Source organism: Moraxella tarda (assembly GCF_035181405.1).
GTDB lineage: Bacteria > Pseudomonadota > Gammaproteobacteria > Pseudomonadales > Moraxellaceae > Moraxella.
Map to the genome: position 1 here is coordinate 170,617 of NZ_JAYGGV010000001.1, position 19,600 is coordinate 190,216.

Annotated in this window: 31 protein-coding genes and 1 pseudogene; 15 read left to right on the forward strand and 17 right to left on the reverse strand. The window is 41.0% G+C overall.

Annotated features, from left to right (window positions below):
* The 12 genes from U9670_RS00790 to U9670_RS00845 all read right to left on the reverse strand — a co-directional run bounded on the left by U9670_RS00790 (nt 1) and on the right by U9670_RS00845 (nt 8,704).
* Nucleotides 1-285, reverse strand: coding sequence for a hypothetical protein (locus U9670_RS00790; protein WP_323842520.1), 285 nt, complete (start codon nt 283-285; stop codon nt 1-3).
* Nucleotides 269-1,792 (reverse strand): phage minor head protein, encoded by a 1,524-nt coding sequence (locus U9670_RS00795; RefSeq protein ID WP_323842521.1) that lies wholly within the window; start codon nt 1,790-1,792, stop codon nt 269-271. The genes U9670_RS00790 and U9670_RS00795 overlap by 17 nt, the downstream gene beginning before the upstream one ends.
* On the reverse strand, nt 1,770-3,188 hold the full coding sequence (locus tag U9670_RS00800; RefSeq protein WP_323842522.1) for a DUF4055 domain-containing protein: 1,419 nt from the start codon (nt 3,186-3,188) through the stop codon (nt 1,770-1,772). Before U9670_RS00800 ends, U9670_RS00795 begins: the two co-directional genes overlap by 23 nt.
* A complete protein-coding gene (locus tag U9670_RS00805) occupies nt 3,188-4,663 on the reverse strand; it encodes a terminase (protein ID WP_323842523.1) in 1,476 nt (491 codons plus the stop codon). The genes U9670_RS00800 and U9670_RS00805 overlap by 1 nt, the downstream gene beginning before the upstream one ends.
* Nucleotides 4,663-5,088 carry a terminase small subunit-like protein gene (locus U9670_RS00810; protein ID WP_323842524.1) on the reverse strand — a complete coding sequence of 142 codons (426 nt, stop codon included), beginning with the start codon at nt 5,086-5,088 and terminating at the stop codon, nt 4,663-4,665. Before U9670_RS00810 ends, U9670_RS00805 begins: the two co-directional genes overlap by 1 nt.
* 226 nt (nt 5,089-5,314) lie before the next feature.
* Entirely contained in the window at nt 5,315-5,665 is a 351-nt protein-coding gene (locus U9670_RS00815; protein ID WP_323842525.1) for an antiterminator Q family protein, read from the reverse strand.
* Between the two features lie 135 nt (nt 5,666-5,800).
* Entirely contained in the window at nt 5,801-6,283 is a 483-nt protein-coding gene (locus U9670_RS00820) for a DUF3310 domain-containing protein (RefSeq protein WP_323842526.1), read from the reverse strand.
* A complete protein-coding gene (locus U9670_RS00825; protein ID WP_323842527.1) occupies nt 6,267-6,479 on the reverse strand; it encodes a hypothetical protein in 213 nt (70 codons plus the stop codon). Before U9670_RS00825 ends, U9670_RS00820 begins: the two co-directional genes overlap by 17 nt.
* Complete coding sequence (locus U9670_RS00830) at nt 6,476-7,132, reverse strand: DNA-methyltransferase (protein WP_323842528.1); 657 nt, start codon at nt 7,130-7,132, stop codon at nt 6,476-6,478. The genes U9670_RS00825 and U9670_RS00830 overlap by 4 nt, the downstream gene beginning before the upstream one ends.
* The gene (locus tag U9670_RS00835; protein ID WP_323842529.1) at nt 7,129-7,620 is read right to left on the reverse strand and encodes a NinB/YbcN family protein; all 492 of its coding nucleotides are present in this window, start codon (nt 7,618-7,620) and stop codon (nt 7,129-7,131) included. Before U9670_RS00835 ends, U9670_RS00830 begins: the two co-directional genes overlap by 4 nt.
* Nucleotides 7,586-7,864: a DUF968 domain-containing protein gene (locus U9670_RS00840; RefSeq protein ID WP_323842530.1), complete on the reverse strand. Its 279-nt coding sequence runs from the start codon at nt 7,862-7,864 to the stop codon at nt 7,586-7,588. The genes U9670_RS00835 and U9670_RS00840 overlap by 35 nt, the downstream gene beginning before the upstream one ends.
* Before the next feature lie 57 nt (nt 7,865-7,921).
* Nucleotides 7,922-8,704, reverse strand: a complete 783-nt coding sequence (locus tag U9670_RS00845; RefSeq protein ID WP_323842647.1) for a KilA-N domain-containing protein — start codon at nt 8,702-8,704, stop codon at nt 7,922-7,924.
* 644 nt (nt 8,705-9,348) lie between these two features.
* On the opposite strand from U9670_RS00845, the gene U9670_RS00850 reads away from it, so the two are divergent.
* Nucleotides 9,349-9,549 carry a ribbon-helix-helix domain-containing protein gene (locus tag U9670_RS00850; RefSeq protein WP_323842533.1) on the forward strand — a complete coding sequence of 67 codons (201 nt, stop codon included), beginning with the start codon at nt 9,349-9,351 and terminating at the stop codon, nt 9,547-9,549.
* Between the two features lie 46 nt (nt 9,550-9,595).
* On the opposite strand, the gene U9670_RS00855 is transcribed toward U9670_RS00850, so the two are convergent.
* The 5 genes from U9670_RS00855 to U9670_RS00875 form a co-directional block, all read right to left on the reverse strand.
* Complete coding sequence (locus tag U9670_RS00855) at nt 9,596-10,006, reverse strand: hypothetical protein (RefSeq protein ID WP_323842534.1); 411 nt, start codon at nt 10,004-10,006, stop codon at nt 9,596-9,598.
* On the reverse strand, nt 10,003-10,647 hold the full coding sequence (locus U9670_RS00860; RefSeq protein ID WP_323842535.1) for a hypothetical protein: 645 nt from the start codon (nt 10,645-10,647) through the stop codon (nt 10,003-10,005). Before U9670_RS00860 ends, U9670_RS00855 begins: the two co-directional genes overlap by 4 nt.
* Nucleotides 10,644-11,528 carry a replication protein gene (locus tag U9670_RS00865; RefSeq protein ID WP_323842536.1) on the reverse strand — a complete coding sequence of 295 codons (885 nt, stop codon included), beginning with the start codon at nt 11,526-11,528 and terminating at the stop codon, nt 10,644-10,646. The genes U9670_RS00860 and U9670_RS00865 overlap by 4 nt, the downstream gene beginning before the upstream one ends.
* Before the next feature lie 37 nt (nt 11,529-11,565).
* Nucleotides 11,566-11,850: a hypothetical protein gene (locus U9670_RS00870; protein ID WP_323842537.1), complete on the reverse strand. Its 285-nt coding sequence runs from the start codon at nt 11,848-11,850 to the stop codon at nt 11,566-11,568.
* Nucleotides 11,851-11,949: 99 nt separating this feature from the next.
* Entirely contained in the window at nt 11,950-12,192 is a 243-nt protein-coding gene (locus U9670_RS00875) for a hypothetical protein (RefSeq protein WP_323842538.1), read from the reverse strand.
* Nucleotides 12,193-12,329: 137 nt separating this feature from the next.
* On the opposite strand from U9670_RS00875, the gene U9670_RS00880 reads away from it, so the two are divergent.
* The 14 genes and pseudogenes from U9670_RS00880 (at nt 12,330) to U9670_RS00945 (ending at nt 19,599) form a co-directional block, all read left to right on the forward strand.
* Nucleotides 12,330-13,043, forward strand: coding sequence for an XRE family transcriptional regulator (locus U9670_RS00880; protein WP_323842539.1), 714 nt, complete (start codon nt 12,330-12,332; stop codon nt 13,041-13,043).
* Nucleotides 13,044-13,124: 81 nt separating this feature from the next.
* Nucleotides 13,125-14,099: a hypothetical protein gene (locus U9670_RS00885; RefSeq protein WP_323842540.1), complete on the forward strand. Its 975-nt coding sequence runs from the start codon at nt 13,125-13,127 to the stop codon at nt 14,097-14,099.
* Nucleotides 14,100-14,123: 24 nt separating this feature from the next.
* Nucleotides 14,124-14,732 carry a hypothetical protein gene (locus U9670_RS00890; protein WP_323842541.1) on the forward strand — a complete coding sequence of 203 codons (609 nt, stop codon included), beginning with the start codon at nt 14,124-14,126 and terminating at the stop codon, nt 14,730-14,732.
* A 239-nt stretch (nt 14,733-14,971) separates the two neighbouring features.
* On the forward strand, nt 14,972-15,166 hold the full coding sequence (locus tag U9670_RS00895) for a hypothetical protein (protein WP_323842542.1): 195 nt from the start codon (nt 14,972-14,974) through the stop codon (nt 15,164-15,166).
* Between the two features lie 313 nt (nt 15,167-15,479).
* A complete protein-coding gene (locus U9670_RS00900; protein ID WP_323842543.1) occupies nt 15,480-15,665 on the forward strand; it encodes a hypothetical protein in 186 nt (61 codons plus the stop codon).
* Between the two features lie 21 nt (nt 15,666-15,686).
* Nucleotides 15,687-15,830: a hypothetical protein gene (locus tag U9670_RS00905; RefSeq protein ID WP_323842544.1), complete on the forward strand. Its 144-nt coding sequence runs from the start codon at nt 15,687-15,689 to the stop codon at nt 15,828-15,830.
* The gene (locus U9670_RS00910; protein ID WP_323843761.1) at nt 15,827-16,093 is read left to right on the forward strand and encodes a hypothetical protein; all 267 of its coding nucleotides are present in this window, start codon (nt 15,827-15,829) and stop codon (nt 16,091-16,093) included. The genes U9670_RS00905 and U9670_RS00910 overlap by 4 nt, the downstream gene beginning before the upstream one ends.
* Nucleotides 16,086-16,340, forward strand: coding sequence for a hypothetical protein (locus U9670_RS00915; protein WP_323843762.1), 255 nt, complete (start codon nt 16,086-16,088; stop codon nt 16,338-16,340). Before U9670_RS00910 ends, U9670_RS00915 begins: the two co-directional genes overlap by 8 nt.
* Nucleotides 16,337-17,068: a phage recombination protein Bet gene (gene bet / locus U9670_RS00920; protein ID WP_323843763.1), complete on the forward strand. Its 732-nt coding sequence runs from the start codon at nt 16,337-16,339 to the stop codon at nt 17,066-17,068. Before U9670_RS00915 ends, bet begins: the two co-directional genes overlap by 4 nt.
* Nucleotides 17,065-17,667 carry a lambda exonuclease family protein gene (locus U9670_RS00925; RefSeq protein WP_323842547.1) on the forward strand — a complete coding sequence of 201 codons (603 nt, stop codon included), beginning with the start codon at nt 17,065-17,067 and terminating at the stop codon, nt 17,665-17,667. The genes bet and U9670_RS00925 overlap by 4 nt, the downstream gene beginning before the upstream one ends.
* A 1-nt stretch (nt 17,668) precedes the next feature.
* Nucleotides 17,669-18,016, forward strand: a pseudogene (gene ssb / locus U9670_RS00930) (single-stranded DNA-binding protein); the annotation flags it as partial.
* 73 nt (nt 18,017-18,089) lie between these two features.
* Nucleotides 18,090-18,656, forward strand: coding sequence for a hypothetical protein (locus U9670_RS00935; protein WP_323842548.1), 567 nt, complete (start codon nt 18,090-18,092; stop codon nt 18,654-18,656).
* Between the two features lie 70 nt (nt 18,657-18,726).
* Nucleotides 18,727-19,203, forward strand: coding sequence for a hypothetical protein (locus U9670_RS00940; protein ID WP_323842549.1), 477 nt, complete (start codon nt 18,727-18,729; stop codon nt 19,201-19,203).
* A 48-nt stretch (nt 19,204-19,251) separates the two neighbouring features.
* On the forward strand, nt 19,252-19,599 hold the full coding sequence (locus U9670_RS00945) for a hypothetical protein (RefSeq protein WP_323842550.1): 348 nt from the start codon (nt 19,252-19,254) through the stop codon (nt 19,597-19,599).
* The last annotated feature ends 1 nt before the right edge of the window (nt 19,600 follow it).

Genomic DNA, 19,600 nt, shown 5'->3' on the forward strand with positions numbered 1-19,600 from the left:
TTATGCACCATTAAAACGGTCATCTTGCTTGATTTTTTTAATCAAGCCAGTCTTAGGAATTTCGTCAAGGTCAGCTTTAATAATTTCATTGGCAATAAAATTAAAGTCATCTTTGGATAAATCTTGCAAGGCGATAAACCCAAAAAACTTCTCTTCATTATCAAAATCTTGCATCATTTCACTATCTTGCCCAAATTTTTTAATCAGACTTGGGCGGATTTCATTTAACACTTGATTTGCAAAACTTTTACTACCAAAATTATTGCCATCACTTATCATAATCATCGCTAAACTCCCTAATAATTAGGATTTTCTTTTGTTGTTCTTGTGATAATGATAGCACAAAACCCATGACTTTTTCCAGTCGCTCTTTGTCAAACTTGCGTACATCAAGTGGCACAATATCAGATTTTTCAATATGTCCAATAATGTTTGCTTTTTGACGCTCCCACGCCTTTTCAGACTTTGTGATACTATGTAAATAGGCTTTTATATCCACATCGCTACCAATTGCATACATCATATCAAGCGTTTGCCATTCTTTAACAGGCAAGTCATTATCCTTTTTGGCAAAGTCTGGTGGATTGCCTGTCGGATTGGCTTTGTGATAACGGTCATCATATCGCACCAAATAAATGCCAAAATACTGTTGCAATAAATCAGCAAGCTCGGCTTCGGCAGGTCGTGGTGTTTTTGGTTTTTCACCACGCTTAACAGGCTCATTTTGCAGTCTGATAACTTCGCTTTGCCGTGGTTGCAAATTACCAAAACTCACCGTCTGATAACTTGGCTTTTGTGTCGTGCGTTCTGCAATTACCATTTCATCAAGCGTTAAAGGCTCAAAACTTCTATCAAGCCCAAGCTGTTTAAATTTATCCGCCGTCATACCGTCTGACAAAAAAGTTTGGGCTTTTTTCTTACCCAAAACCGATTGAATGTAGGCTTTATCTTGTTTTTTAAGCCACTCATAATAGCTGACATTTTCGGTTACGCCAAACTCACTTGCCCTATGTTTTGGGCTTTGGTAACCGTCAAATACAATCTCAAAACTTGACCGGCAGTTAAAATGGTAAGGCGGATATTTCGCCTTGTCAATCGGCATAAAAGTGTGGTCTAAATGGCGACAAATAGAACTGGTTCGGCTATCCAATGTGGCATTTATCCGAATGCCTTTGATAATATCACGGTTTTGGTTGATAAATTCTTGCTTAGCTTCACTTGCCATAATCGCTGTGCCTGTGCGAGCGATTGTTTGGGCATTTCTTGTTGTTGTACGCAAAATGCCATCTTGATAACGATTAGCACGGCTACCACGAATCAGCTGTACAAGTTTATCATTGGTTAAACCCTCGCTGTGCGCCAAGCGAATGGCGCGGATAATGCGTTCGCTTTCATTTTCACTAAATGATTTGGTAAGTTCGTTCAAGGTTACGCCCACATTGGTAGTTAGATTCAATGGCTTATCAAAAACTTTATCGGCATACGCCATTAGGCTTTTTGGGCTGTTTAATCGTTGTCTGGTTGCCTTGTAAACCTCATCACCATGCACCTTGTAGCGATGAGAAAAAAGCGTACGCCAATTTGATTTTAATCCGTCCATGTACGCTTTAAACAAGCCTTGTAATTCTTTATCGGCATTGGTGGTTAATTGCTTGATTTCACGAGCGTTTAGGCTTTTTACCTCACGGTTGAATACCGCTTTTTGCAGATATTCATCTACCGACTTTAAGGTTTTGCCAAAATCATTGACCAAGGATTGTTTTAGGCGTTCAAGGTTGATGAGTCTCTTCATTTATGCCGTACCCTTGTAATTCACCTTCAATCAATGCTTTTGCTTCATCAGCATCTTCAATGGTAGCGATTTCATCCTCTACCAGTTTTGCACGCATTTCACCAAAGCTTATCGCACCCCCTTGCCATTCTGCGATAAGCTGGGCCCGTTCTTGGGCGGTCATCTTATTGGTGGCAAAGTTGGTATTAAAACTGACAGTTGGCACCCCATCAGCCCCCACAAAACGCCTCAGATAGCCAAAACAACGGCTATAGGCGTCCGATAAGTTATTGCAAATGGTTGCAAGTATGCTTGTTTGCTCGGTGATTTCTGCGTTTGCCTGCGTTGCGGTCTTATTTCCACCCATCTCAATCAGTTTAGCCCCAATCGCCACCATTTGTTCTTCTTTATGCTTCATCGCTTCAAAGTTGGCGTTGTTAGCATCGGCTTGTAGCAGTTGAGCGGTTGCCCCTACGCCTAGAATCTGCCCCACCCTTGACCCCAAATGCACGCCACCATTAGGAGCTAACACATCCCGATACCATTCATTGGTAACGCCTGTAATAAACAAGGTGGGCTGACCTGCAATAAAGTTACTTTCTTGATAATCGGCACTATCCCGATAATGGGCAAGATTAAGCATTGCCAAATCATACAAGGGTGCATCATCAATGGTCTCATCGTTATCATCAGCACCAATGAAGCTAAAAGGGATAGTATCAAATGGCTTTTGGGCGTGGTCTAAGATTGGGCTTTCTTCTGTATGTGGCACAAAGCCAGTACCACTACTCCGGTATAGCTGGCTCGTTGCCATGCCATCGGTTAATCTTAGCACCAATAATTGCTCGCCATATTCCGCACGAAAGCCATCATCGGACTTCACATAACTTTCTTTTATCACAACCAATGACAGCTTTTTTTGTCCATTGGTGACTTGTGTTCGCCAATTGATGATTTGCTCAGGCTCGTATAACTTGATGGCAGGCTTTAAATGCTTAGTTGTTGCTTTTGTGCCACCTTGTGATATGGGGAAATCCGCCAAAAGACCGCCACGCCCCTTAAGTAGTAACATTGTCAAGGCGCGGCGTGCGTGTTGTGTCAAGTCAGTGCCTGCACCGTCCACATCGTTTTGAATGCCATCTAAGGCACTAGGCAAATCAAACCTTGGGTATTTGGCAAATGCCATACCCGCCAAAGCCTTTGCGGTTTTTCGGGTCGTGTTGTAGAATACCGCCCGTTTTTTGTAGTCATCATATCGCTTGGTTTTGACTTCAATTGGCTCATTAGCAGGGCTTGGATTGGGTAAATACAGCTCGCCCTTATCCTTGACAGCTTTCTCGCCTGCATAGCAATCAGCCACCAATTGCCACTTTTCAAAATAAGGCAATAATTCTGGCAAAATATAATTAGGTGTCATTAATACATACTCACTAATAGATTGGTGGCGAAGGTTGGACGGTTTTGATACACCGCAAAATATCGGAATGCGTCCGCCCCATGACTTGACCAATCATGTAGCGGTCTATCACGCCATACGCCCAATTTATCATTCCACTCTTTGCGGTAGCTTTCTAAGGCTTTAATGCCTTGTTCGCACTTAATCGCATCAAAGGCACATTTAGGCAGGATTTGGCGTACCTTTTCAATGTCTTCATTAACATTGCTCGTGCGTGGCACCACATCGAACGATACGCGGTAAATCTGCCCATCAATCTCATAACCATCACTGGCTAACTCTCGTAATGATTTGGCGCGGTTTGCCCCCAGTTGCCGATTATCAATGTCGTGTGGGGCAATGTGCCTATCATAGTTATAGCCTTTATCTTTTAGCACTTTTAGGTAGTGATTTAAGCCCTCGCCACTGTTTTCATAGTAGTCAATGATATGGTATTCATCGCCCACTTTTCGCACAAACCAAATCGTCGTGCTGTCCGACACGCCCAAATCCCAAAAGGTAGATACTGGCAAATGACTGTTATCAGGCAACCCATCCACAATACGCTCATTGGCGTACAAAAAGCTAAATTGCTTGGCATAATACGCCCCTTCAATGGATTGGGCGAATGCCTCGGCAGGGATTGACGGGTATTCCCGTTTCATGTCATCGCCAAGCGTTTTCTCTTTGGCGTAATACCACGCCTGCTGTTCGGCTGTGGTGCTAATGCCATGCTTAACTTTAAGCTCATTAAAATAGCTTACAAGGCGTTCTGGTAGCTCCACCGATGGCATCTGATAATCAGGGTTTTGCCACCACGAGAAAAAGAAAAACCGCCAATCTTGGGCGGTTAAATCTTTATCAGCTAATTGGTCTTTTTCGGCTTGTTGGCAATACTCAAAAAAATAACCTTGTCTGCCTTCTGCTGTGGACTCAAGCGTGGCGATACCATCAATCGGTACGGCTTCAAATGCACCCGTTACAATCTCTCTTGCCTTGTCGGGATATTTAGCACAGATTTTACCAAATTCTGATACATGCAATCGCTGTAATGTACCGCCACGAAAGGATGTACTGACCGTAACACTGCCACCATTTTCAAACACCAGCTCTTCTTTGGTCTCAATCTTAACAGGGTTGGCAAGTCTGACAAGTTCGGGCAGATTATCATAAGCGAATTTGACCTTTTCACGAAAAAGCCGTTTGGCATCGTGTAGGGTATGAGCAATCAAGGCACATTTTTTTGACTCAAACAACGCACAGTCCAACTGCATGATACACACTTGCGTGGTGAAACCTAATTGTCGTGCTTTCAAGATAATGTTTTTGTAGTGCTCGCCTTGAAAATATGCCAACTGCTCGGCTGTCATCTTGAATTTAACTTTTTTGCCTGTCTTATCTGTGATGTAGTACAGGTTATTTAGGCGATATAAGGAGTCTGCTAGCTTGTCGAACATTAATCCCCCTTATCTTCCCCCAACTCTTTCATGAATTTTGCCATAAGTGAAATGGCGTTGTCGGTGTTGTCGTCTTGCCCTTTGTCGCTGTATTTTTTAGGGTTCATTCTTGCTAATACCCATTTTCTGGTATCAATGCGTAATTTCGCCCGTGCCACTTCTGCCGTCTCTGGCAATACTTCATCGGCAATGGTAAGCATCTCTTCAAAGTGCGTGGTCTCTCTGTCTTCACACGCTCTACGATACTGTTCCGAAAAATCATCATTATTACTCAACCAATCCATGACGGTTGAAATGGCTGGCATGTCTTTATCAAGGCATACACTCCTAAGACTACGACCGTTTGCGATACGTTCACAAATCTCTAGTGCTAGTTCATCGGTGAATAATGTCGGTCTGCCCCTTGTGGGCTTGCTTGCTGTCATAAGCCCTCCTTTGGGCAAATAAAAAGCGTTGGGCGTAACGGCTCGCTGATATTGCAATACTAGTCATAAGGACTTACCGCCTTGCCCAACAAAAAAGCCCCTGCAAAAGCAAGGGCTAAAACAAAACCCCTTGCGTGTAATCAGTGGCAAGGGGTGTATCATTAAATAGAAAAGTTTTACACACTTTTCCATTATGGTAATATTTTACCTAATCTTTGCAGCAATATCAAGTATTTTGCTCTAAATAACCGTAAATAAATCCGCCTGCCTTATCTAGTTCTTGTTTTACCCTATTTCGTTTTTTAGGCAATACCCTATCATCTGCCATCTCTGCGATTTTGTACTCTGGAATATTAAGCAGATAACGCATACAAAAAACTTGATACTGCAACACGCTATACCTTGCCAAAGCACACACTGCTTTATCAATCGCCATCGCCCTATCGTCTGTGATGTTATACCCACCAGACGGGCTAGGCACGTTATCACGCATAATCATTTCAAGCCAAGGTCTAGGATAATCCAGCCTGTCGGGATTGTGCCTTGACCACTTTCCCCACTCGTGAAATTCGCTCATTTATCCCCCTATCGCTTATTAAATTTCTTATGCTCTTTCAAAATTAGCAAAAAGATTTTAAAAGTGAAAAACAGGGCAATCAAAAAAGGCAGCGCCAAAAATACCAATACTGTGAAAATCGCTAAACCATACTGTTCAATCATTACCTTTCTCCAATCTCTTAATCTCGTCTTGAATATACCAAATCGCCTTTTGTAAGTCTTGAATATCGCTGTTACCGTCTTTTAGCCCTGCACGCCATAGGTATTTAAGTGCATTGCCAATGGCAAAATTATGATGGCGTGTAATAGTGATACACTCAACACCGCTTGGGTGGCTTGTGTAGTGTGTTGGGTGGTTTACAGGGTCGCTTGGTGTATCATCAATTGTGTTACATGTATCATCAATTGTGTTACATGTATAGTCAATTGTGTTACATGTATAGTCAATCTCATCATAGATGTTGTATGAAAATCTATCATCTGTTAAGTCGTTCTTAGCACAGCCGTCCAAATGGGTTTTGCCTTTTTCGTCTTGCCAAAGATAATAAAAGCCCTTACTATCTACTTGCATAATGACAAACTCGCCATCGCCATTACTGTCCAAATACACATCGCCTATTTTAATTTGTCTTGTCATCTGGTAATCTTCCTAAAAGTTGTATGGGTGGTTGATTGGGTCGTTCATTTTTTACTCCAATACTAAACTCTTCGATAAACTTGTCCCAAGGCTTTATTGTGTGCTTGTCATTGATAACCACGCTTGCCATTCCTGTTCTGTCATCTACGCCAAGCACTTTGGCAATATCGCCTTTGCTGTTGATGTAATAAGTCATAATAATTTACACCCCTTAATTCTACTTTGGGCCATATCAAAATATTTTTTATCAAGCTCAATTCCAATAAATTTGCGATTGGTATTAAGACAAGCAATGCCTGTGCTACCACTACCCATAAAACAATCCAAAACCGTTTGATTTTCTTTTGTGCATTTTTCTATCAAATTTTCTAATAATGCAACAGGTTTTTGATTGGGGTGTATTAAATGCTGTGCGTTTATTTTCATACATTGCACAATATCGGTTGGGCGTTTGCCATTAAATCTAAACTCATTATTTGCTACAAAAATGATACTTTCATATCGTGAACCAAAAGCACGCTTTAAATCCCCCATACCGTGTACCACCTTATCCCAAATTAAAATATTTTTTGGTTTTAAGCCGTGCTTTATCAGCTCATCAATAAAAACTTGTTGTTTGTCCCATTTTGTAAAAATCATTGCACAGCCTTCTGGCTTTAAAATTCTTGGCAGGTGTTGGATAAATTCCACAAAAGGTGTTTTGTCATTTAAAATTTTTGCAAAACGCCCCCACCTACGATTTGATTGAAAATCTATACCATAAGGCGGGTCAGTCAAGACCATATCCACGCTGTTATCTGGCAATGTTTTTAAAATTTCTAAGCAATCGCCATAATACAATTCTTTCATCTCACCCACGCCAATTCGCTAGGCACGGTTAAGGTCAAGCCTTGCCCAAATGCCCATATTTCAATTTTGTTTAAATATTCATTCATCTGCTTTACACTCGCTTTGGTTGTAGAAATTTGTTTAATCACACCTGTGGCTAGCTGTTCATATTGCCAGTTATCAAGTAATCCTTTACAACTTGCAATACTGTCAGCCATTTGGGCAAAATCGCCGTCATCTTTTGCATAAATCTTACTCAAAAATAGCCGTTTAAAGTATAGGTGCAAATCTTGTCCTGTCTGTTTTTCAAGCTGTCCAATCCACAGCCAGTAAAGGCGGTTTTGGGCAAGACTTCGTGCCTTGTCGTCATCAATGCCAATCGTTACCACCACATTATGCTTTGTGTCTAGCGTGTTTGCTACTGCATCGTGTATGGCTTTAAAGCAGTTTTCGGCAATGTCAGAATTGATAAGTCTAAAAGATTGCGTCTGTTGGGTTTTCTTGCTCATCTAGCACCTTATTCACAAAATCAAGTTTTCTCAAAAACCACGCCTTGGCTTGCTCACGATTTCTGCCTTGATAAGTGTCAAGCTCTCTATGGCATCTGTGGCAAAGTGGGATTGTGTAGGCATCACTTGCCTTAATGCCTTTGCCCTTGCCAAATTCCTGCCAGTTGGCATGGCAGGCGTGTGATGGCGGTGGGGCGTTACATTGACAGCAGGGCAGGGCTCTTAGTTTTTCAAGTCTTTTCATAAAATTTTCCAAAACAAAAAACCCCCTTAAAAAAGGAGGTTTAGAGATTTTTAGGGATTATCGGGTGATTAACGCACCGCCATTGTAAAAGTTAATTCTGCCTTGGGCAAACATCGGCTGATTATAGCGGTTGGTTAGCCCCAATTGATTGGCAAGGGCGATGATGGCGTTGTAGCTATCGGCAACTTGCTCAAAGGTGTTACGACCCATTGTCTCGCAAGTAATGGGCAAGCCCTTTAAGACTTTTAGCATTTTTAGATAGTCTCGTAAGTGCATGGCGTTATCAGCCAGAACTTCATACAAGGCTTGGCTTTCGGCAAGCGTAAACGAAAAACTCTCAATGAATGCCATCGCATTTTCAAACTCAGATGCCAATAGGTCTTTATAACTTGCCACACCAAAGGCATCATATAAGGCGTTATAGATGGTCTGATAATGCACTTTGTTGTTTAGGCATTTTTGTTTAATGGCTTTTTGGATTTGGTAACGCTGGGCTGGGCTGATGGTTGGCTGGGCTAGACAAGGTATCGCCCCTGTATTCATCGCATCAAAAGCACGAATGACCATTAGGCTAAATTTTGCACTTATCCACATTGCATAGGCGTAGACGAGTTCACGACAGGCGTAAGTGCCTTGTTTTTTGCCTTTACCGATAACAGTATCATAGGCGATTTGGTTTTCGTTTTCTAGCTCTGCGATAAGGGCTTGGGTTTGCTTGTTTGCCATAAAATTGCTTGGCTGATGATTTTTATCATTGCCAGACACTTTGTGCAAATCATTAAGTGAAAATAAGCCGTTATGGGTAGAAATGGCTTGATTTGAGATAACGAGATTTGTCATAGGACACCTTTCTTTGATTTTACGAAATTACCCTTGTTAGGGTGTTAGGGGGTTCGTAAGCCGAAAGAAAGAACGGCTGGATTTATTCGTGTAGCAAGCTACCTTATTTCATCGCCCCCCTAACATAATTGGCAGTCCGCAAATTTGCGGAGTGGATTTTGAAAGGGTTTTGCTGTTTAATTTATGTTCCTAGAATTCTAGGAGCTTAAATTTTTTGCATTAAAAAACCACGATAACGCTGTGGGGTAAACGCTTTCTTTAATTCGGTTACGACACCTTGCACACATCATACCCCAAGCCATACCCTTTGTCAAGCAAAAATAAAAAAGCCAAATATTTTTAGTAAAATACTAATAAATACTTGACTTTTAGGGTATGTAAGGATATAATACAAAAACTTAGCAAGGGTTGCTAAGTTGGGATAGCGGTAACCATCGCTACCGCAAAAAATAAGGAAGCAGAACGATGAAGACATCAATCAAACTCATCGTCCTTGTTGTCTTACTACTCATTAGCAATAATGCTTGGTAAGCAATAAGCCCACAAGATAATTAGCCGTTATCAAGTGGGGTGTTAGGTGGTATTAGCGTACCGCCTAACACATTCCTTACCCATTATCATACCACAACATAGGAATAAGTCAAATGCCAAAAATCGTTGCCAAGCCCAAAACTCGTGCTGAAATCCAAAAAGCCTCTGATGAGCGAAACGGCATCATCAAAAAAACTTTTAGTATGCACAAAGAGGATGTAGAGCTTTTAAAGCAATTGTCTGAACAGACAGGCATTAGCCAAGCCAAGCTTATCGGACTTGCCCTAAAAGCCCTTGACCCCAAAAATCTCTAAGTTGTTAAATAATCTTGCCCCTATCGTCTAGGGGTTTTTATGTGGCTTAACGCCCCCAAATCAGCATCGCGGCATCTCGTGCGTGTTCGCTGGTTCTATGTTCCCAACCTGTGAGCCGTTTGAATTGCTCTTGGGTTAGTTTGGTTCGGTTGTTTTTTGGCGAAATCAATTGAAAATCTACCTCGTGATGCACGCAAAACTCCTCCCATATCCCACAATCACGCTTAACCGAACCCACGCCTTGCAACTTCTCACGACCGCCTGTTACCCATTTGCGTTTTCTTGCGTCTTCAATGTAGATGATTAGGTCATGACCGTGCTGCCGTGCGTGATTGATGGTAAACTCCACCGACTTCATCGCCTCAATGATTGAGTAAGTCTTAACTTCAACAAGGTTGCCATCATAAGACTTGGCAAAGCCTGTGTTGGTGCCTGGGTCAATGCCGATTAGAATCATGCTGTTAGCCCCATCGTCTGTGCATTTTTTGGATTTTTGTGCAGCTTGCCAAAGATGCCAGCAAGAAACTCTTTGGCTTGCTCGTTAGATACCGCTAGATGAGCCTGTGGTGCGTCCTGTGGTGCTTGTAAGGCTGTCGGTGGTACATAGGGCTGACTTGCTTGTTTTTGTTCAATCAGCGCGTTTACAGTGTGTTCGTAGTGTGCTTTGAATGCGCTGTAAGCTTGGTTTTTGTCAAAATCGCTGTTGATGTCGCGGAACATGTGATAAGTCTTATCGTATGCTTGCTTTTCCGCTTGGCTGATTGGCGATTTTGGGTTATCAATCCATGCAATGATGTTAGCCAATGCGCCTGATTTGTCGATGTAGCTGTCGGCGATGTAGTCTTTGTTGTCAAAACCATCAATCCCCTTACACCACTTGGCGAACATTGCAGGGTCTGGGCAATAACCCATTTCTTTGATTTTTTCCAAGCCTGTGTTAAGTTCGGTTTGGCTAAATCCTGCCACGCACAAACTAAAACCCGCAACCGCTTCGTTTGTGCTTAGACCGCGAAAGGTTTTTTCAAAGGAGCGTGGCACCATCGCGTTAATCATGGCGGTTAGGTGTTCAACGTTTTGGATTTTTACGATGTTGCTCATGAGTTCACTCCGATGTAATTTTGAAAGTCGCTAGGTAAATCATCTACAAAAACATTTGTTGGGTTGGTGCTTGCCATTTGGCGTAATTCGTCCATTCGGCTTGTTGGCTGTGGATTGCCAAACTTGGTTTGTGAATTCTGATACCATTCAGCTTTGAATGACTGCCAACCCATTTCACAAGCGAACTCAATCGCTTTGGCTAGTGATATCCCTGCAAGGGTTGCTTGCTTGGCGATACCGCTAAGGGCTGTTTGGGTGAGCTTGGTTTTTCTGGTGGCTAGGTAATCGTTTGCCACTTGCTCATCAATCCCTAGGCTGACTAGCTCATCTGCCGTGATGAATTTTTTGGCTGATGAAGTTTTACCAGTCGATTTGTTCGGTTTTGCTGTTTGCGAATGTTCAAGATTTTCGTGCGTGTGTTCATACTCTCTGTATTTCTGTTTAGTGTTTTTAAATATATGTATTTCTGTATGTCCATTTTTTGGACTAGGTTGTGGTCCATTTTCTGGACTAGCTAGTTCATTTTCTGGACTAGTCCAATTTTTATCTAGTCCATTTTCTGGACTAGGTTGTTCATCTTTTGCGGTACAAAAATCATCATTTAATTTATATTCATTTGATGCTTTTTGACTACCTTGTTCTTTGATGATTAACCCTAAATCAATTAATTCATCTAATGCCTTGCTGATTGTCGTACGGCTGTTTAATCCTGTACTTTTTTGAATTTGTGAATAACTGATGCGGTCGGCTTCTTTGTGCCAGCCGCGGGTTTTTCGGACGATAAGCAAGTAAATTTTGCAAGCATTACCGCTCATCTTGTCTAAGACTTCATCAATCAAGGCATTTGGCACTTGAAAACTGTTTGCGATAAATTTATTCATTTACTATCCCCGTTATACATAAAAAACATAAAGTACATCACTCCTCCCAGTTGATATAATTCACACAAGTCCCTTTGGTGAACTGCTTTTTATAGCCGTACCTGGCGGCTATCTCATCAATCAGACGTGCTGAGCGTACTTTGATGTCTCTTTGTCTGATTGTACGTGTGCCTACCGAAAACAGCTCATGCAGATATGTGCGTGGGTCGGGCGTGCTGTGTTGGGGTTTGGATTTGTTGGCTTGGTAGTGAGTGCTAAAGCCATCAAAACAGATGGTATCTACTACCGCAATGCCATTGGTGGAAATACTGCCAAGTTTCATGCAACACCTGCCTTGTATTCTTTGGGTGTTGTTGCTATAATGGATTCGTTCATTAACTTGCTCCTTTGTAAAGTTAATCCGAAAATGGACATTTGCCCCCTAGTTGCTGCTAGGGGGTTTTTGTTTTTCAATTTCTGCAAGTTGTGGACATAAATCTACAGCACGAAATTTGCCATCGGTGGCAATTTCAGCCCTCTTAGCAGAAATCGCTCCCATCTTGGCTTTTCCTGTTAGCCAAGCATTTACACTTGGTTGTTTTACATTAAGCTGTTTTGCAGTCTCAGTTTGAGTTTTAAAAAACTCAACCAAATCACCATAACGCTTGATTAGTTTTTTATCCATAGTTAAAAATATAAAAAAATTAAAATAATCTGTATATTTTATAGTTAAATTTATAAAATATCAATAGTTATTTTTATTTGATAAAGTATAGTTTGGACTATATAATATAATCATCAATCCATTCATGAGAGGTGCGTATGACAACCCTTGCAGAACGCCTAAAACTTGCTAGAAGTAAAGCTGGACTAAGCCAAAGTAAAGTCGCTGAGGCTGTCGGCATATCACAACCAACCTATCAAGCCTTGGAAAGCGGGAAAGTTCAAAAAACTTCTTACATGATGGAGATTGCCAACGCCCTACAAGTTAGTCCAAATTGGCTCGCCACAGGACAAGGTGAGATGCCTGCACGAGAAAACCAAATCAATGAAAATAACACCCAAATCATGGACTTTTGGGATAGTGAGACACCGCTATATGATGATGAATTTGAGGCGAATTTTTATAAAGATGCTGAGTTTTTGGGTGGCAGTGGCTTTGAGGTGGATGTCTATGATGATGGTCGGCGTAAGATACGCTATGCCTATACAGCTGCACGCCGTGCAGGGGCAAATCCTAGCAAAGTGATATGTACAACGCTGGTCGGCGATAGCATGGAGGAGTTGATACTAGACGGCTCAATGATTGCCATTGATACCAGCAAAAAGGACATACGAGAAGGCAAAATCTACGCATTTCGTCATGGCAATATGCTAAGAGTTAAGTATTTAATTCCCAGACCTGATGGCGGTCTTATCATCAGAAGTCATAACGAGCGATACACAGATGAAGTCATCACAGGCGAAGAAATAGAAAACGAAAACATTCAAATCATCGGCTGGGTGTGGAACTGGTCTAGTTTGATGGTGTGGTGATGATGGCAATGATATAGGCTTTTATTGATGTGATTGAAGTCTCAGCACAATAGAAGTGGCGGCTAGTATAGGAATAAGATTATGGCAACAAATATTAGGTTTGATTATTTTAATCTCAAAATATCAAAAGAGCGTCAGCGTAGGTCAGATCAAGGGCAGCAGTTTTTTGGAGATATTGACCTAACTGATTTCTGTGTGTGGCTGTATGACTATCACGCACAAAATACATTTGGCGAACATGGCATTGAGGTTGTTAGCTACAGCCATCGTAAAAAATGGATCAAATGGGTGAATGCTGATTTTGATAAGAACAAGGACAAATTAAGGCTCTTATTTAGCTTTAACGATAAGCAAGTAGATCCAAGATTACTCACGGACAATCAAGACAATGTATTGGCTCAACCCATACCCAATGAAAACTACGGACAACGCACATTGCTACACATTGTGATTAGCCCAAAAAACGGTAAAATATGCGTCCAGAATATCACAGGATTTGGCAAAGAGAAATTACAAAAACTTATTATTAAATTAGTAGAGTTGGTTTCTCCCAACAATATTTGGACAGCTACCGACTCCGTTACTGGGAAAGATGTACAATGCAAGCCTTGTGTTGAGATAAATTTTTCAACCACTGATGCCGTCCTATCCATTATCAACAACGGTGGATTGCGTGGACTGGTAATCTCAGAACGAAAACCTGCCAATAGCAAGTTTGACAAAGACAATGGTCTTACCCAGCAAAACACAGAAATTACCATCAGAGCCGATCCTAAAAGCCGTGTAAAACAGACCAAAGATACGCTCATTGGTTGGGCAAAAAAGATTACCAAGGAAAAGAGCAATCTCACTAATCCAAACATCTCATTGCTTATCAAAGACCCACAGACACAGTCTGAGGTCAAACACGAAATTTTAAATGGTGTTATAGATGGATTTTCTCATAAATGTTTTTTAAATTGGAATGACAGAAGTGAGGACACCCATAAAGGCATTGCCAACAAAATCCCCACCCCGATTGCTCAATTTTATGATACAATGACAGAAAACTTTTAATTATTTTTAATAAAGGGAGGTCGAATGCTACGCCAAGCTATGACTGTATTTGACTTTCTTAAAATCAAATACCCTGATAATACACATCGCACCGCTGTATATATCCTGCCAGCACTACTTAGCCTATTTGGCACGAGTGCATTAGCTTACTTGGCATCCATACACACAGGTGAGAATAACATCAATTTTTTACTCAGTAGAAAATTTGAAGATTCTTTTACCTTATTGCTGGTTTTACCAGGGTTTTATATCGCAGCATTGTCAGCCATTGCTGCCATCAACAGACCTTCAATTGATGAGTTCATTCAAGGCAAAACACCCTATTTGGTAAAACAAGAGTTGGACAGACCAGAGGGCGAGATATACCATCAGCCATTAACACGCAGATTGTTTCTTAGCTTATTATTTGCCTATTTGGCATCGGTCAGCCTATTTCTGGCATTATCTTTGATAGTCATTCGCTCAATATATTCCATTGAAATACTGGCGGCTTTTGCTCAGCTCAAAACATCTCTTGCCATTGGTATCTATAGCGTAATTATGTTTGCTGTATTCTTTTTTATTGCCCAAATCTTTACGCTTAGCCTAGTTGGAATCAGTTATTTAGGTTACCGTTCGATGGCAAACAATTAATAAATAGGCAGGATATATGATATTTTGACCTCCTCCCCTTGCTAAAGCAAGGGGAGGAGGTCAAATTCTTAAGATAAACGCCCTTGGGTTACGCATCAAGGGCGTTCAAGGTTTGGGGCTGACAACCCCAAGGGGCAGTTTGTCAGACTGCTTAAGGTGCGACTTGAATGGCTTGGATAAGCCTAGGGTAGAACCCGCCTGTCAAGCCGAACCGTGTTGGCTAGGTGTACAACTAGCCGATGCAAGCGGTAGGCGTACCGCTATACAAATGCCAAACTTTAACATTTGGCGAACGTTCGTCAAGAAAACAAGGCATAACGCTTATGTTGACTTTGACAATTCAAAAATCCAAAGATGGCTTTCGTGTGCATTGCACCATTGATTTTCATCAATTAGCCATTGCCACTATCACCCTATTTGGATTCTTTGGTTAAGCAAAAAAAAATCATTTTTCACCTGCTACCCTTTGGGGCGGCAGGTTTTTTTTTTGCTTTATGGGGGATATTATATCAGAGATTTGGAAATTTTTGAAAAGAAAATAGTATTATTTATCAATAATTTATAGTTTATTTTATGATTTTTGATAAATTTGACTATTTTTTTATTGACTTCATTTATAGTTATAGCTATAATACACCCATCAAGACGAGATGACCGCTTGAATAAGAGTGAAAGCTAATCAGCTATTAGCAACCTGTAAGGATTGCTTACAAGTTGCTAATGTCGGATTAACTTTAGGAGAGCATTATGAGCCTTGCAAGACAAATCAAAGCCCATCTTAAACAACACGGCATCACAGCCAAAGCACAAAAAAGCCATGGCGGATTGTATGATGTAATTTGGGTAACAGTTGAAGATGACCTGGTCAAGCAGGCGAGCGAGCTTGTAAAAGAGCTTGAAAATCAAGCTTATGCCATTTTTGTACAAAGTTAAGTTTTTTTGTGAGGATTTGCCATGAAATATATTTTTTGTTGCGCGATGTTTAGTTTGTTGATGTTCTTCATCATGGAGCTCATGCTGTCTGCTTGGGATAAAGAATATGAGATAGAAAGAGCACGCATCGCCGAATATAAAGCAAGTTTGGTGGAAAAAAGATGATTTACTATTATTCACTCTGGGCATCAGACACCACACCACCTGAAAAAATCAGGTTTGAGCAAGTGCCATCTTTGCCATCATGGGGAAAGCTTGGTACTGCTGAAATGGAAGTAAGATTTAATCGCTATGACAAACAAAACGACTACAATTTTTGGGCGTATAGCGACAAACTGTTGAACCTGTGCAAGCTTAGCAGTCTGTTTAATCAGCTTAAAAAGCATGGCATGAATGCCAAAGTGGACTTAGGGGCTTATTATGAATAAGCATCAAGCTAAGCAATATCAAAAACTCTTAGAAGACAAAATCAACGAGCTGTTGGATTGTCAAAAGCAAAATGTAGATACAATCACTGATTTGGTTAAGCAACGAGATATTTTGGTTAAAGAAAATAGCGAGCTTCGGTATATCGCTCAGATTTTTAAAGAATTTCATGAAATTGTGATGAGTGATGACGATGCTGTCATTAACCAGTTCATCAATTTTTATCGTCAAATGGAGAAAATGAAATGACTAACATTGTCAGCACCCAAATCCAAGCCCTTGCCACCAACTTAAATATGCAAGGGGTGGACGAAGACAACCTAAAACACACCCTTGTCAATACTGTGTTTAAAGGGGCAAATGATGAACAGCTTGTAACTTTAATGATTGTTGCCAATCAATACAAGCTCAATCCCTTTACCAAAGAGATTTACGCCTTTCCAAGCCGTGGCGGTATCACGCCCATTGTCTCGGTGGACGGTTGGGCAAGGATTATTAACGATAACCCTTTGACGGACGGCATTCAGTTTGAGCAAGACGATGTGTCTTGTACTTGCAAGATTTATCGTAAAGACCGCACCCGCCCCACAGTGGTTACTGAGTACTTGGGCGAATGCCAAGGCACAAGCGAGCCTTGGCGAAAATACCCCAAACGAATGCTCCGCCACAAGGCACTTATCCAATGTGCAAGGGTGGCATTTGGTTTCAGTGGTATCTATGACGAAGACGAAGCCAAACGCATTGACGGCGATTTTGTGCAAGCCAAAGAGCCTGTTGTCATTGACCCTGATTATGAAGCATTCAAAGGCGAGTATTTGCCAATGCTTGAACAAGTAGCACACCGTGGCACACAGGCACTACAAGAAGCCTATCAGCACCTACCAAAAGGCGATTACAAAAACCGCTTTTGGACACAATTTTCAAGCCATTTAAAACAAATGGCACAACAAGCCGACCTAGCAGGAGAAAACGAATGAACATTTTACAGAGAAGTGATGACTGGCAGACAGCACGCATTGGCAAAATCACGGCAAGTCGTATCAAAGATTTGTCAGCCAAACCCAAAACTGGCAAAGTACTCAATGCCACGCTTACCGAGCTTTTGGCAGAGCGTTTGACGAATCAAAAAGCCGAGTGCTTTGTCAATCGTGCTATGCAATGGGGTATTGATAACGAACCAAATGCCATTGCCAGTTATGAGAATATCACAGGGGCGTTTGTAGTGGGTTGTGGGCTGATTGACCACCCCACAATTCCTATGAGTGGAGCAAGTCCAGACGGTCTTGTGGGTGATGACGGACTGATTGAGATTAAATGCCCAGAAACCACCACCCATGCCAATACCCTATTGACAGGGCAAGTGCCAAGCGAATATTTACCGCAGATGATGTGGCAAATGGCGTGTACAGGGCGTGCGTGGTGCGATTTTGTCAGCTATGACCCAAGAATGCCAGAGAATTTGCAAATCAAGATTATCCGTGTGATGCGTGATGATGAAGTGATTGGCGAACTTGAACAGCAGGTTATCAATGCCAATCAGATTTTGGAAAACGCTAAAAAAGAATTGGGAGCATAAAATGGCAAGTGTAAATAAAGTAATCATCATCGGCAGATTGGGGCAAGACCCCGAAATCCGCAGTTTTGACAATGGCGGTATGATTGCCAATGTGTCTATTGCCACTTCTGGACGCTGGACAGATAAGCAAACAGGCGAACAGCGTGAACATACCGAATGGCACAAAGTGGTGTTTAATGACCGCTTGGCTCAGATTGTTGCCCAATACCTTAAAAAAGGCAGTAGCGTGTATATTGAAGGTAGCCTAAGAACACGCAAATGGACGGATAACAATGGTGTGGAGCGGTATAGCACCGAAATCCGAGCAATGAGTATGCAAATGTTGAGCAGTCGCAACGATGGCAGCCAATCGCAACAATCGCCACAACACGCCCCACCGCAGGGCGATGATGAGATGCCGTTTTAAATAGGAGTAAAAAATTATGACAACCAAAACCCATAAAATCCCTTTGCAGGCACTGCTTGCAAGTGTTATTTTTGTGCCAAGTAGTGATGTCCGCCCTTATTTGACTTATGTCAAGGTAGAAAAGGGCTATGTTGTAAGTACAAATGGGTATTGCTTATTTAAATGTGATATTGATGACTTGGATAAAGAGCTTGATTTGTTTATTCACCCGCATCAAATCAAATTGCTTTGCGTTGGCGTTAAGGCAAAAGATAAAAAAGGCGATGTAACCATTGAAATTACAGAAAATGATGAAAAAAGTGTGGTTGTAATGCGATTTGATAAAAATGCCACCACTTTTGATAGTGTTAATGTCGGTAGATTTCCAAATCCGAACCGTGTTATCCCATCAGATGACAAAGTAACCAATGAAATGGTTACATTGAATTGGGATTATATGGCGAAAATGCAAAAAATTGGAAAAATATTAGGCAATGCAATACCGCCATCAATTAGAAGCACAGGCAAAAATAAACCTGCTTTGATTGACTTTGGTGAAATTAAATTTAAGGCGGTTGGTGTAGTAATGCCAGTTAAAGAATAATTCAAAAGGCTTATTTTAAGAAAACACATAAACTTAACATAAGCCGTCAAGTTAATTTAAGGAGTTTATTGTGAGTAAATTTAAAGTTGGGGATTTGGTTTATTGTTTACCACTAACCCATAAAATATCCAAAATTACAAAAGTAAATGAAGATAATGATGTATTTTTAAACAAAGCGGGTTGGTTTAAAAATACAGGCTTAAATGTCAATGGTATGCCAGTCATATTACACGCCACCCAAGAAAATTATGAACTACTATCCAAACTCTACCCCAATGTAGTATTTGAGCCACCGCCAAAGCGTAAAGAGCCAAAGGAAATTATTAGGGCGATGTTGGAGAGTGGTTGGGAATATGTGCCTTGTTATACTGGTGAAACAGAAAAAGTTTTAAAGTCTAATCATAAAAAAGAACTGATTGTTGGCATCAAAAATAATTATTTTGATAGTTGGGCAGGGGGGGGGAATAAATTTGCAGTCCCATTTGACCCAAAAACAGGCAAAACAATCATTGATTTTGTAGATGGCGAAGTGGTTTTGGGGGATTAAGAGATTATTAAGATAGTTTTATTCACCACAACCACCAAAGGAGTAAATATGTGCATTGTTCAACTACCATCGTATGAGAAAAAAGAATTTATTTTTCGCTCTCGTTTTAGCCATGACATTAGAAAAATTTTCATTGATGGCGACATGACAATCAAAAATGTGGCAGATAAATTGGGTTGGCAAGTCTGCAAAGTGAGTGCGTATTATAATGACAAATACTTATTATCTGATGATGACGCACAATCGTTATCCGATTTATTAACCCAAATAGGGCATAAGTACACAGGCGTGGAATTGCAAGAACTACAAAAACAAGCAGTTTTTGTGGACTTAACTAAAAAAGGTTTTCTCGATGAGATTGGAGAGAAATTTCATCAAGAAAACACACCAACTTAAA